The sequence below is a fragment of the Pseudonocardia lacus genome, from assembly GCF_018531445.1.
GTDB lineage: Bacteria > Actinomycetota > Actinomycetes > Mycobacteriales > Pseudonocardiaceae > Pseudonocardia > Pseudonocardia lacus.
Genome location: NZ_JAHDTH010000225.1, coordinates 1 through 12821, shown reverse-complemented (window position 1 = coordinate 12821; position 12821 = coordinate 1). Strand labels below are relative to the sequence as shown.

Annotated in this window: 12 protein-coding genes and 1 pseudogene; all 13 read left to right on the top strand. The window is 74.9% G+C overall.

The features are described from left to right. The coding region (locus KIK08_RS32750) for a glutamyl-tRNA reductase (protein ID WP_491063192.1) at positions 1 to 723 on the top strand (723 nt) is incomplete at its 5' end. After that, positions 720 to 1718 carry a hydroxymethylbilane synthase gene (hemC, locus tag KIK08_RS32745; RefSeq protein ID WP_214407190.1) on the top strand — a complete coding sequence of 333 codons (999 nt, stop codon included), beginning with the start codon at positions 720 to 722 and terminating at the stop codon, positions 1716 to 1718. The genes KIK08_RS32750 and hemC, both read left to right, overlap by 4 nt. Continuing rightward, positions 1715 to 3355, top strand: coding sequence for a bifunctional uroporphyrinogen-III C-methyltransferase/uroporphyrinogen-III synthase (locus tag KIK08_RS32740; RefSeq protein ID WP_214407189.1), 1641 nt, complete (start codon positions 1715 to 1717; stop codon positions 3353 to 3355). Before hemC ends, KIK08_RS32740 begins: the two co-directional genes overlap by 4 nt. A 139-nt stretch (positions 3356 to 3494) precedes the next feature. Then, complete coding sequence (gene hemB, locus KIK08_RS32735) at positions 3495 to 4466, top strand: porphobilinogen synthase (RefSeq protein ID WP_214407188.1); 972 nt, start codon at positions 3495 to 3497, stop codon at positions 4464 to 4466. 102 nt (positions 4467 to 4568) lie between these two features. Then, a complete protein-coding gene (locus KIK08_RS32730) occupies positions 4569 to 5033 on the top strand; it encodes a DUF4282 domain-containing protein (protein ID WP_214407187.1) in 465 nt (154 codons plus the stop codon). A 65-nt stretch (positions 5034 to 5098) separates the two neighbouring features. Then, entirely contained in the window at positions 5099 to 5773 is a 675-nt protein-coding gene (locus tag KIK08_RS32725; protein ID WP_214407186.1) for a hypothetical protein, read from the top strand. Positions 5774 to 5837: 64 nt separating this feature from the next. Next, complete coding sequence (gene hemL, locus KIK08_RS32720) at positions 5838 to 7172, top strand: glutamate-1-semialdehyde 2,1-aminomutase (protein WP_434056942.1); 1335 nt, start codon at positions 5838 to 5840, stop codon at positions 7170 to 7172. Further along, a complete protein-coding gene (locus KIK08_RS32715) occupies positions 7169 to 7819 on the top strand; it encodes a histidine phosphatase family protein (protein WP_214407185.1) in 651 nt (216 codons plus the stop codon). Before hemL ends, KIK08_RS32715 begins: the two co-directional genes overlap by 4 nt. Positions 7820 to 7860: 41 nt before the next feature. Beyond that, positions 7861 to 8421: a TlpA family protein disulfide reductase gene (locus tag KIK08_RS32710; RefSeq protein ID WP_214407184.1), complete on the top strand. Its 561-nt coding sequence runs from the start codon at positions 7861 to 7863 to the stop codon at positions 8419 to 8421. 283 nt (positions 8422 to 8704) lie between these two features. Then, a complete protein-coding gene (locus KIK08_RS32705) occupies positions 8705 to 9481 on the top strand; it encodes a cytochrome c biogenesis CcdA family protein (RefSeq protein WP_214407183.1) in 777 nt (258 codons plus the stop codon). Positions 9482 to 9500: 19 nt separating this feature from the next. Further along, positions 9501 to 11141, top strand: a complete 1641-nt coding sequence (gene resB / locus KIK08_RS32700; protein ID WP_308258035.1) for a cytochrome c biogenesis protein ResB — start codon at positions 9501 to 9503, stop codon at positions 11139 to 11141. Further along, complete coding sequence (gene ccsB, locus KIK08_RS32695) at positions 11141 to 12076, top strand: c-type cytochrome biogenesis protein CcsB (protein WP_214407182.1); 936 nt, start codon at positions 11141 to 11143, stop codon at positions 12074 to 12076. The genes resB and ccsB overlap by 1 nt, the downstream gene beginning before the upstream one ends. Positions 12077 to 12193: 117 nt before the next feature. Continuing rightward, a pseudogene (locus KIK08_RS32690) lies at positions 12194 to 12821 on the top strand (hypothetical protein); the annotation flags it as partial.

Genomic DNA, 12821 nt, shown 5'->3' with positions numbered 1-12821 from the left:
CGCACCGCCGCCCGCGGCGCCCGGCTCGCCGAGATCACCGCAGCCGACGGCACCCCCGCCCGCTCGGCCGGGCTCGACGCCCTGCCCGAGGCGCTGGCCGCGGCCGACGTCGCCGTCGTCTGCACGGGGTCGATCGGCACCGTCGTCGACGTCGACAGCGTGGCCGCCGCCGTGGCCGCCCGCGGCGGGCGCCCGCTGGCCGTCTGCGACCTGGGGCTGCCCCGCGACGTCGACCCGGCCGCCGCCGAGCTGCCCGGTGTCACCGTGATCGACCTGGCCACCCTGCAGGCCAAGCTCTCCGGCGGGGTCGGCGGCGCCGCCGTCACCGCGGCCCAGGACCTGGTCTCCGAGGAGGCCCAGGCCTACCTGGCCGCGCAGCGCTCCGCCGCCGTCACCCCCACCGTCACCGCGCTGCGCAGGCGCGCCGCCGAGGTCATCGACGGGGAGCTGCTCCGCCTGGACGCCAAGCTCCCCGACCTGGACGGCGGTGTCCGCGACGAGTTCACGCGCACCGTGCGCCGCGTCGTCGACAAGCTGCTGCACACGCCGACGGTGCAGATCAAGCGGCTCGCCGAGGGCCCGGACGGCGACAGCTACGCCGCCGCGCTGCGCGCGCTGTTCGAACTCGACCCGCAGACCCCCGCCGCGGTCGCCGTGCCGCGCAGCGGGGACGTCCTCGGTGCGCTGGAAGCGCGCACCGAGCGCGAGGAGGACCGCAGATGAAGCCCGCCGAAACGACGCCGGCGCCGTTGCGCATCGGCACCCGGCCGAGCGCGCTGGCGATGGCCCAGAGCGGCCGGATCGCCGACCGGCTCCGCGCCGCCGGCCGGCCCTGCGAGCTGGTCGAGGTCAGCACGCACGGCGACCGGTCCTCGGCGCCGGTCGCCGAGCTCGGCGTCGGGGTGTTCGTCTCGGCGCTGCGCGACGCGCTGGCCCGCGGCGACGTCGACGTCGCCGTGCACTCCTACAAGGACCTCCCCACCGCTCCCGACCCGCGGCTCACCCTCGCCGCGGTGCCCGTCCGGGAGGACCCGCGCGACGCGCTGGTCGCCCGCGACGGGTTGGTGCTCGGCGAGCTGCCGGCCGGGTCCACCGTCGGCACCGGTTCCCCCCGGCGCAAGGCTCAGCTCGAAGCGCTGGGACTCGGCCTGCAGGTGGTGGCGATCCGCGGCAACGTCGACACGCGGATCGCGAAGGTGCGCAACGGCGAGCTGGACGCCGTGGTGGTGGCCGCGGCCGGGCTGCGCAGGCTCGGGCGCGTCGACGAGGCCACCGAGCTGCTCGACCCGCTGCAGGTGCTGCCCGCCCCGGCCCAGGGCGCGCTGGCCGTGGAATGCCGGGCCGGGACCGGCGACGACGACCTCGCGCTGGCCCGCGAGCTCGCCACCGTGCTGGACGACCCCTTCACCCGGGCCGCGGTCCAGGCCGAGCGGGCCGTGCTCGCCACCCTGGAGGCGGGCTGCAGCGCCCCGGTCGCCGCGCTGGCGGACGTGGTGTCGGACTGGGAGTACGGGCCCGACGACGAGGAGGGGCACCCGGTCGACCGGGTGTCGTTGCGGGCCGTGATCGGCACGACCGGCGGGGGGCTGCTGCGCGCCTCCGCGACCGGCGACCTGGACACCGCCGAGAAGCTCGGTGCGGCGCTCGCCGCCGAGCTGCTCGACATGGGGGGCCTGGCGGCCCCCGGAGAACAGCAGGATCTGGAGAACCCGAGATGAACCGAGCACCATCGCCCACCCAGGAGGCGCCCGCGCCCCCCGGCGCGGCGCCCGCGGAGCAGGCGACCACGGCGACCCCGCCCGCGCCGGCCGTGGCGGCCGACCGCTCGGTCGCCCCCGGCCGGATCGCCTTCGTCGGCAGCGGCCCCGGCGACCCCGGCCTGCTCACCGTGCGCGCCCGCGACGTCCTCGCCGCGGCCCCGCTGGTGATCGCCGACCAGGACGTCCCGCAACCGATCCTGGCGCTGATCGCCGACGGCGCGGAGATCCGCACCGCCGTCGGCGAGCCGTCGGACGTGGCCGCCGAGCTGCTCAGCGAGGCCCGCGGCGGGCGCGCCGTCACCCGCCTGGTCAGCGGCGACCCGCTCACCACCGACTCGGTGGTGGCCGAGGCCGTCGCCGTCGCGGGCGGCGACGTGGCGTTCGACGTCGTCCCGGGCGTCGCCGCCGGCACCGCCGTGCCCGCCTACGCCGGCGTGCCGCTGGGCTCGGCCCACATCGAGGCCGATGTCCGCGCCGGCATCGACTGGGCCCGCCTGTCCGCCGCCCCCGGCACCCTGGTGCTGCACGCGACGGCCGCCCACCTGGCCGAGGTCGCCGCCGCCCTCACCGAGAACGGCGTGGCCGCGCAGACCCCCGCCGCGGTCACCGCGAACGGCACGGTCACCACCCAGCGCACCGTGCAGACCACCCTGGCCGGGCTGGCCGGCGACGCCGGCGACCTGGACGGCCCGCTGGTCGTCACCGTGGGCGAGGAGGTCGGCCTGCGACCGTCCCTGTCCTGGTGGGAGTCGCGCGCCCTCTACGGGTGGCGGGTCCTGGTGCCGCGCACCAAGGACCAGGCGGGCGCCATGACCGATCGCCTCGCCGTGCACGGCGCCTCCGCCGAGGAGGTGCCCACGATCGCCGTGGAGCCGCCCCGCTCGCCCACCCAGATGGAGCGCGCGGTCAAGGGCCTCGTCGACGGCCGCTACCAGTGGGTCGTGTTCACCTCCACCAACGCGGTGCGCGCGGTGTGGGAGAAGTTCGCCGAGTTCGGGCTCGACGCCCGCGCGTTCTCCGGCGTCAAGATCGCCTGCGTGGGCGCGGCGACCGCGGAGAAGGTGCGCGCCTTCGGGATCGTCCCCGAGCTCGTCCCCGACATCGACGAGGGCCAGGAGTCCTCCTCCGAGGGCCTGCTGCGGATCTTCCCGCCGCACGACGACATCCTCGACCCGGTCGACCGCGTCCTGCTGCCCCGCGCCGACATCGCCACCGAGACCCTCGCCGCCGGCCTGCGCGAGCGCGGCTGGGAGATCGACGACGTGACGGCCTACCGCACCGTCCGCGCGGCCCCGCCGCCCGCACCGATCCGCGAGGCCATCAAGACCGGCGGCTTCGACGCGGTGTGCTTCACCTCGTCGTCGACGGTGCGCAACCTGGTCGGCATCGCCGGCAAGCCGCACGCGCGCACGATCGTGGCGTGCATCGGCCCGCAGACCGCCGAGACGGCCCGCGAGTTCGGCCTGCGCGTCGACGTCCAGCCCTCCGAGGCGCGCGTCCCCGCCCTGGTCGACGCCCTCGCGGCGCACGCCGCCCGGCTGCGCGCGGAGGGCGCCCTGCCGCCCCCGCGCAAGGCCAAGGCCCGCCGCCGCTGACCCCGCGGGGGTGCGTGCGGGCCCCCGGCCTCCGGTTCAGGAAAGCCACGATGCTGCCCTCAGAGGGCAGCATCGTGGCTTTCCTGAACTCTGGGGCCGCGCGGGTGGGAGCGCGTGCGGAGGGTCGTAGCCTGGGGTGATGGGCTTCCCCGTTCAGCGTCCACGCCGCCTCCGCACCACGGCCGCCATGCGCCGCCTCGTCGCCGAGACCGACCTGCGGCCCCGCCACCTGGTGCTGCCGCTGTTCGTCAAGGAGGGCGCGACCGAGCCGGTCCCGATCGCCTCGATGCCCGGCGTTGTCCAGCACTCCCGCGAGTCGCTCCGCAAGGCCGCGGTGGAGGCGGTGGCGGCGGGGGTCGGCGGGTTGATGGTGTTCGGGGTGCCCGAGCGCAAGGACGCCACCGGCAGCGCGGGCGTCGACCCGGACGGCGTGCTCAACACGGCCCTGCGCGACCTGCGGGCCGAGGTCGGCGACGACACGGTGATCATGGCGGACACCTGCCTCGACGAGTTCACCGACCACGGCCACTGCGGCGTGCTCGACGAGCGCGGTCGGGTCGACAACGACGCCACCCTGGCGGTCTACGCGGACATGGCGGTGGCGCAGGCCGAGGCGGGGGCGCACCTGCTCGGTCCGAGCGGGATGATGGACGGCCAGGTCGGCGTGATCCGGCAGGCGCTGGACGCGGCGGGCCACACCGACACCGGAATTCTGGCCTACACCGCGAAGTACACGTCGGCGTTCTACGGGCCTTTCCGGGAGGCGGTGGAGTCGTCGCTGCAGGGCGACCGCAAGACCTACCAGCAGGACGGCGCGAATGTCCGCGAGGCGTTGCGGGAGCTCGCCCTCGACCTGGACGAGGGCGCCGACCTGGTGATGGTCAAGCCGGCCATGGCCTATCTCGACGTGCTGCGGGCGGTGGCCGAGGCCTCCGACGTCCCCGTGGCGGCCTACCAGGTCTCCGGCGAGTACGCGATGGTGGAGGCGGCGGCCGCGAACGGGTGGATCGAGCGCGACCGGGCGATCCGGGAAACGTTGACGGGTATCCGCCGTGCGGGTGCGGAAATCGTGCTGACGTACTGGGCGACCGAAGTCGCCCGTACTCTTTGACGTCGGTTCGTGACACGGTCGCAATGCGGCGGGGGGATCCGCCTCCGCCGTCCGGCCCTGGTGGCGTATAGCATCACGCACCGTTGATCAGGAGGTCTTCCCATGTCCTATGACCCCGGTGCGCCCGGCGACCGCTCCCAGCCCCCCGGCGGTTACGGCGGGCAGGGCGGTCCGCCGCCGTACGGCAGCGGCTACGGCCAGCAGCCGCCCCCCGGTGCCTGGGGCCCGCCCCCCGGCAGCCCGCCGCAGGGCCCGCCCGGCGGTGGCTACGGCGGTGGCGGCCAGTTCCAGCAGCAGGGCCAGAGCTTCTTCTCCGGCCTGTTCGACTTCAAGTTCGCCACGTTCTTCACCGGCGCGATGCTGCCGGTGGTCTACATCCTCGGGCTGGTCTACCTCGTCGCCACGACGATCAGCGAGGTGTACAACACCTTCCGGATCGACGCCGGCTACGGGATCCTGGCGCTGCTGCTGGGCGTGGTCTTCATCGCGTTCTTCGCCGGGCTGCTGAAGGTGGGCCTGGAGCTGGTCAAGGCGGTCGTCGAGGGCGCGGAGCGCGACCGGCGCTGACGCCGTCGGGCAACCGAGGCCGAACGGTGTCGTGAACGACACCGGGCGCCGGTAGCGTGGGCACGGTGAGCAACCCAGGGCAGGGCGGCAACCAGCCGTACCAGGGCGACAACCCGTACGCCGGTCCCGGTGCCTACCGGGGCCCGTCCGACCCGGGTCGGTACGGGTCGTCACCGGCCTACGGGCAGCAGGAGCCCTACGCGAAGCAGGAGCCCTTCGTCTACAACCCGTACGCCAACCAGCCCCCCGCGGGCACGGGCGGCGCCGGGGTGCAGCAGCCCGTGCGGCGGCCGGGGCTGATGGTGCTCTCGCTCGTGCTGCTGGTGCTGAGCGCGCTGCCGTTCCTGGCCGGTGGGCTCGTGTTCCTGGTCGTCCCGATCCAGGTGCAGGAGATCGTCGACCTGCTCCCGACGATCGACCCGACCGGCCAGCTGGCCGCGGCCGGGATCACCCCGGAGCAGATCCTGTCGATCATCCGGGGGGCCGGCGGGGTGGTCGCGGCGATCGCGGCCCTCTACATCCTGTTCGCCGTGCTGGCGTTCACCGGCCGCAACTGGGCCCGCATCGTCGTCGCCGTGCTGACCGTCGGGTTCGGCCTGCTGCTGCTGGCCGGGCTGGTCCAGGGGGCGGGCGCGGGCGGCTCGGGGTTGAGCATCGCGGTCCTGGCCGCCTCGGTCGTCGGCACGGTCCTGCTGTTCCTGGCCCCCGCCCAGCAGTACTTCGCGAGCCGTCGCCGCTGATCCGCCGCGGCGCCGGGTTCCCCCGACGCCACCGCCGCGCGCGTCGCGCTGTAAGACTGGGTGCGTGGCCAGCACGCCGATCCCCCCCGCGACCGACACCTCGCAGAAGCTGTTCGACCGGGCCCGCTCGGTGATCCCGGGCGGGGTCAACTCGCCGGTCCGGGCGTTCCAGGCGGTCGGGGGCACCCCCCGGTTCATGGCCTCGGCCAGCGGGCCGTGGCTCACCGACGCCGACGGCAACCGCTACGCCGACCTGGTCTGCTCGTGGGGTCCGATGATCCTCGGGCACGCGCACCCGGCCGTCGTCGACGCGGTGCGGTCGGCCGCGGTCGGCGGCCTGTCGTTCGGCGCGCCGACGGAGGCCGAGCTGGAGCTGGCCGAGGAGATCATCTCCCGGGTGGCCCCGGTCGAGCAGGTGCGCCTGGTCAACTCCGGCACCGAGGCGACGATGAGCGCGATCCGGCTGGCCAGGGGCATCACCGGGCGCAAGGTCGTGGTCAAGTTCGCTGGTTGCTACCACGGCCACGTCGACGCGCTGCTGGCCCAGGCGGGCTCCGGCGTGGCGACGCTGGGCCTGCCGACCAGCCCTGGGGTGACCGGCGCGCAGGCCGCCGACACCGTGGTGCTGCCCTACAACGACCTGGACGCCGTGCGCGCGGTCTTCGCCGAGCGCGGCTCCGAGATCGCCTGCGTGATCACCGAGGCGGCGGCCGGGAACATGGGCGCGATCGCCCCGGTGCCGGGGTTCAACGCCGGCCTGCGCGAGGTGTGCCACGCCCATGGCGCCCTGCTCGTCGTCGACGAGGTGATGACCGGCTTCCGCGTGTCGGCGTCGGGCTGGCACGGGCTCGACGGCGTGGCGGGCGATCTGTACACGTTCGGCAAGGTGATGTCCGGTGGGCTGCCGGCGGCCGCGTTCGGCGGGTCCGCCGCCCACATGGGCCACCTGGCCCCGGCCGGGCCGGTCTACCAGGCCGGCACGCTGTCGGGGAACCCGGTCGCGGTGGCCGCCGGCCTGGCCACACTGCGGGCCGCCGACGACGCCGTCTACGCGGCGCTCGACGCCAACGCCGCCCGCCTGGGCGACCTGGTGCACCGGGCGCTGGAGGCGGAGGGCGTGCCGCACCGGGTGCAGTTCGCCGGCAACCTGCTGTCGGTCTTCTTCACCTCCGACGAGGTCGTCGACTACGCGGGCGCGCAGGCGGCGCAGACCTGGCGCTTCCCGGCGTTCTTCCACGCGATGCTCGAGCGCGGGGTGTACCCGCCGCCGAGCGCGTACGAGGCGTGGTTCGTCTCGGCCGCGTTCACCGACGAGACGTGGGAGGTCATCGCGGACGCGCTGCCCGCGGCGGCCCGCGCCGCGGCCACCGCGATGGCCCCGGCCGAGGCCGCGCAATGACCGTCGAGCCCACGCGCACCGTCGTGCACCTGCTGCGCCACGGCGAGGTGCACAACCCGACGGGCGTGCTCTACGGCCGGCTGCCGAACTTCCGGCTCTCCGACCGCGGCCGCGAGCAGGCCGGGCTGGTGGCCAAGGCGCTGGCCGACAACGACCTGGTCGCGGTGATCGCCTCTCCGCTGCAGCGGGCCCAGGAGACGGCGGCGCCCGCGGCGGAGGCGCACGGCCTGCCGGTGGGCGTCGACGACGACCTCATCGAGTCGGCCAACCGGTTCGAGGGCATGCGCACATCGCCCGGCGACGGCGCGTTGCGCAACCCCCGGTACTGGCCGTGGCTGCGCAACCCGTTCCGCCCGTCGTGGGGCGAGCCGTACGCGGAGATCGCCCGGCGCATGCGGGCCGCGGTGGAGCGGGCCCGCGTCGCGGCGGAGGGCCACGAGGCGCTGTGCGTGTCGCACCAGCTGCCGATCTGGACGCTGCGCCGGTCGGTCAGCGGTCAGCGGCTGTGGCACGACCCGCGCAACCGCCAGTGCGGCCTGGCCTCGTTGACGTCGCTGGTGTTCACCGGGTCCGCGCTCACCGAGATCCGCTACACCGAACCTGCCACCGCCTGGGCCGACGACCCGTCGAGAACGAACTTGCTGTGATCCAGAAGCCTTTTCGATCACGACAACTTCGTTCTCGACGGGTGCTGGGCGGGGCGCTCGCGGTGCTGGCGCTGCTCGCCGGCTGCTCGGGGACGCAGGAGGCGGTGGCCGGCGGCACCGAGTTCGCGTTCGTCGCGCCGGGCGGGAAGACGTTCATCACCTACGACCCGCCGGAGTCGCGCGGCACGGTCACCGGGATCTCCGGCGACAGCCTGCTGCGGCCGGGCGAGACCGTCGGCCTGGACGACTACGCCGGCCGGGTCGTGGTGCTCAACCTGTGGGGATCGTGGTGCGGGCCGTGCCGCGAGGAGGTCCCCGACCTGCAGTTCGTCGCCGAGCAGACCGGTGCCGCCGTGCTCGGCATCGACCTGCGCGACGATCGCCAGGCCGCCACCGACTTCCTGCGCGACCGGGCCGTCACCTACGACTCGATCTACGACAACCCCGGCCGGACGCTGGTGGCGCTGAGCGGCTACCCCCGCAACGCCGTCCCCTCGACGCTGGTGCTGGACAAGCGCCACCGCGTCGCCGCGGTCGACCTGCTGCAGATCCGCCCCTCCGAACTGATCCCGCTGGTCGAACGCCTGAAGGCCGAACCGTAGAGCCGGCCACTCGGCCCGGGTTGCGGCCCTCGCAGCGTGGGCATCGTTCTCGCGGCCCGCCGGCGGGCTGCGAGAACGCGACGCTTCGCGGGCAGCCGCGGCACGAGCGCGGCTCTCGTCCAATCCCGCGGCACGAGCGCGGCCATATCCCGCGCTGCGAGAGCGCACGAGGCTCTGCGCGGACGACCCTGCACCGCCGCGCCGCAGGGCGCCGTGATCTTCTGCTACGAGTTGTAGAACCCGCCGCGCGCACCGCCGCCACCGGGGCATACGCTGACCGGTGATGGACCCTTCGACCACCCTCGCGGTCTCCGGACCGCTGCTGGTCGCGGCCGTGGTGGCGGTGGCGGCCGGAGCGGTCAGCTTCGCGTCCCCGTGCGTGGTCCCGCTGGTCCCCGGCTACCTCGCCTACCTGGCCGGGATCGTCGGTGCGGACACGCCGCCCGCCACGGCGGCGGAGGCGGAGCGGGAGCGCTCGGGGCGCTGGCGGGTGGCGGGCGCCGCGCTGCTGTTCGTCGCTGGGTTCACCGTCGTCTTCGGGGCCGTGCTGGTCGGCGTGGTGTGGCTGGCCGACGCGCTGGTCGCCAACGAGGCCGTGCTGCAGCGGGTCGGCGGCGTCGTGATGATCGCGATGGGGCTGGCGTTCGTCGGGCTCATCCCCGTCCTGCAGTACGAGCGCCGGGTGCACTGGGTGCCCCGGGCCGGGGTCTGGGGCGCGCCGCTGCTCGGCGCGGTCTTCGGGCTGGGCTGGGTGCCGTGCATCGGCCCGACGCTGGCCGGGGTCGTCGCCGTGGCCGCCGGAACGGGCGGCGGCTCGCTGCGCGGCGTCGTGCTGACGCTGGCCTACTGCGCCGGGCTCGGCCTGCCGTTCGTGCTGATCGCGCTGGGCGCGTCGCGGGCGGTGCGGGCGCTGGGTTGGCTGCGCCGCCACACCCGGGCCATCCAGGTCGCCGGCGGCGCGCTGCTCGTCGCGGTGGGCCTGCTGCTGCTCACCGGCGTGTGGGGCGGGCTGCTGGCCAAGCTGCAGGTGTCCGTGGCCGGCTTCACCCCGGTGCTGTGACGAGGGTGGCGAGCTGATCGTGTCCACCGAGGCCCCACCCCGCCCGGCGACCGCCGAGGAGCCCCCGCGCGGGGGCGGCGTCGCCCTGCTGCGCAACACCTGGCGCGGGCTCACGTCCATGCGCACGGCGCTGGTCCTGCTGTTCCTGCTGGCCCTGGCCGCGCTGCCGGGCGCCCTGCTGCCGCAGCGCTCGCTCAACCAGGACCTGGTCGAGCGGTACTTCGCCGACAACCCGTCGATCGCGCCGGTGCTCGACGCGCTGGGCTTCTTCGACGTCTTCGCCGCGCCCTGGTTCGCCGCGGTCTACCTGCTGCTCATGGTGTCCCTGGTGGGCTGCGTGCTGCCGCGCACCGTCGAGCACGCCCGCGCGCTGCGCGCCGCCCCGGTCGCGGTGCCGCGCAACCTGTCCCGGCTGCCCCACCACGGCTCGGCCGAGCTGCCGATCGGGCTCGACGAGGCGGCCGCGCTCGTCCGCGGCCGGCTGCGCGGCTGGCGGCTCGCCGAGCGGTCGGAGGGCTCCGGCGACGCCGCGGGGCGCAGCTTCTCGGCCGAGAAGGGCTACCTGCGCGAGGCCGGCAACCTGGTGTTCCACCTCAGCCTGATCGGGCTGCTGGTGATGTTCGCGGTCGGCAAGCTGTTCGGCTACGAGGGCCAGGTCATCGTGCTCTCCGGCGGTGGCCAGTTCTGCAACACCGGCATCCTGGGCTACGACTCGTTCCGCGCCGGCCTGCGCGTCGACGGCACCGACCTGGAGCCGTTCTGCATCCGGGTCGACGACTTCCGCGCCGAGTACGAGCACACCGGCCAGCCCAGCTCGTTCACCGCGTGGCTGGGCTACCAGACCGCGGACGACCTGGCCGCCGGGCGCACCGACAGCTGGCGGCCCTACACGCTGGCGATCAACCACCCGCTGCGCGTCGACGGCTCCCGGGTCTACCTGCTGGGCCAGGGCTACGCGCCGCGGTTCACCGTCACCTACCCGGACGGCCAGCAGCGCACCGGCGAGATCCAGTGGCGCCCGGTCGACCAGTCCACCCTGCTGTCGGAGGGGGCGACGAAGTTCGAGCCGCCCGGCGTCACCGACGACGAGCAGCGGCGCACGCGCCAGCTGGCGGTCACCGGCCTGTTCGCCCCGACCAGCTCCGGCGGTGACGTCGTGACCTCGGTCTTCCCCGACCTGCGCAACCCCGAGGTGGCCGTCGACGTGCTGCGCGGCGACCTGGGCCTGGACGACGGCCGCGGCCAGTCCATCTTCCAGGTCGACCAGTCGAAGATCGACTCCGGCGAGCTGGTCCGGGTGGCGCGCGCCAACCTGGTGCCCGGGCAGTCGGTCACCCTCGACGACGGCACCGTGGTCACCTTCGACGGCGTGCGCAGCTTCGTCTCGCTGCAGGTCAGCCACGACCCCGGGCAGTTCGGCGTGCTGGTGTTCGCCGTCGTGCTGCTGGCCGGGCTGGGGGCGTCGCTGAGCGTGCGCAGGCGGCGGTTCTGGGCCCGGCTCACGCCCGTCCCCGACGACGACGGTCCCGCCCGCACGGTCGTCGAGATCGGCGGGCTGGCCCGCACCGACCGCGCCGGCTACGGCGAGGAGTTCGACCGCCTGCGGGCGGACCTGCTGGATGCGAAGGTGGCCGCGACGGCCGACAACGAGGAGAGCTGATGCTGGCCGAACTCGCCCTCTACAGCGACCGCCTGTTCTTCGGCGCGGTCGTCGTGTACGTCCTGGCGATGGTGCTGCACGGCGGCGAGTACTCCCGCCGGCGTTCGGAGCGGGTCGCCCTGGTCGGGGCCGGTGCCGCCGGATCGGACGACGCCCCGCCGGCCGACGGGCCGGACGCCCGCCCGCGCCGCGACACCGCCGAGCGCCTGGGCCGGATGGCCGTCGCGCTGACCGTGCTGGGGGCGGGGCTGCACCTGGCCTCGCTCATCACCCGCGGAGTGGCGGCGCAGCGCTGGCCGCTGGGCAACATGTACGAGTTCACCTCGGCGATCTGCGTGGCCGCGGTGGTCACCTGGCTGGTGCTGCTGCGGCGCTCGCCGGCCAGCCGCCCGCTCGGGCTGTTCGTGCTGCTGCCGGTGCTGCTGCTGCAGTTCCTGGCCGGCACCGTGCTCCATGTGCCGGCCGGTCCGGTGGTGCCGGCGCTGCAGTCGTACTGGCTGTCGATCCACGTCACGACGATCGCGGTGTCCTCCGGGCTGCTGCTGGTGCCCGGCGTGGCCAGCGCCCTGTACCTGGTGCGCCGCACGGGCCGCAGCAACGCGGTGCTCGACCGGCTGCCCTCGGCGCCCGCGCTCGACCGGATCGCCTACCGCACGACGATCATCGCGTTCCCGCTCTACACGTTCGCCATCATCGCCGGCGCGATCTGGGCCGAGGCGGCGTGGGGCCGGTTCTGGGGCTGGGACCCGAAGGAGACCGTGGCCTTCGTCGCGTGGGTCGTCTACGCGGCCTACCTGCACGCCAGGGCGACCGCCGGGTGGCGCACCGGGGCGGCGGCCTGGATCAACGTCCTCGGCTTCGCGGTGATGATCTTCAACTTGTTCTTCATCAACATGGTGGTGGCGGGTCTGCACTCCTACGCTGGCCTTGGTTGAGTGTGACCGAAGGCGCCGAGATGGCCGCACATCTCGACGAGAAGGAGCCGCGCGACTACCGTCGGCTTCAGTGTCCGGGACGAACGGTCGAGATGGCGGGTTGAGCGGGAAGTGTCGATGACGGAGCGTGATTACGGAGGCGACCGGGACTACCCGGACGGCTCGGTGGGTCGCTACGTGCGCGAGCGCTGGGGTGCGCCCCCGCCCGCCCGCGCGCCGCGGCCCTACATCGCCCCCGTCGAGCCGCCGGCGCCCGATCCCGACCCCTACTCCGACGACGACCCGTACGCCGACGAGATGGACGCCGAGCTAGAGCTCGACCTCCCGGAGCACGACGGCGGCACCCTGAACGGCGAGCGCCCCACCGACCCGCTTGCGCAGCCGACCAGCGGGGCGCCCCTGCCCGACGAGACGCAGGCGTTGCACGAGGCCCGCGCCGACCTGCGCAGCCCGCGCGCCCCGATGAGCCCGGTGCCCGACCGGTACGACGCCGACTACGACACCGGGTACGGCTCCGACCAGTACGTCGACCGGTACGTCGACCCGGACGCCGAGACGCCCCCGTCGGCCGTCACACCGACCTCCCCGGCCGAGTACGACACCGAGCACCGGCCCTCGCCGGGCCCCGCGGCCCCGTCGCCCGGGCCCACCCGCGCCCCGCGCGGCGGTGGCGTGCGCGACCCGCTGCCCGAGGTGCCCACGTCGAGCGGGCGGCGCACCAGCCGGGCGCCGGGCGAGCTGTTCG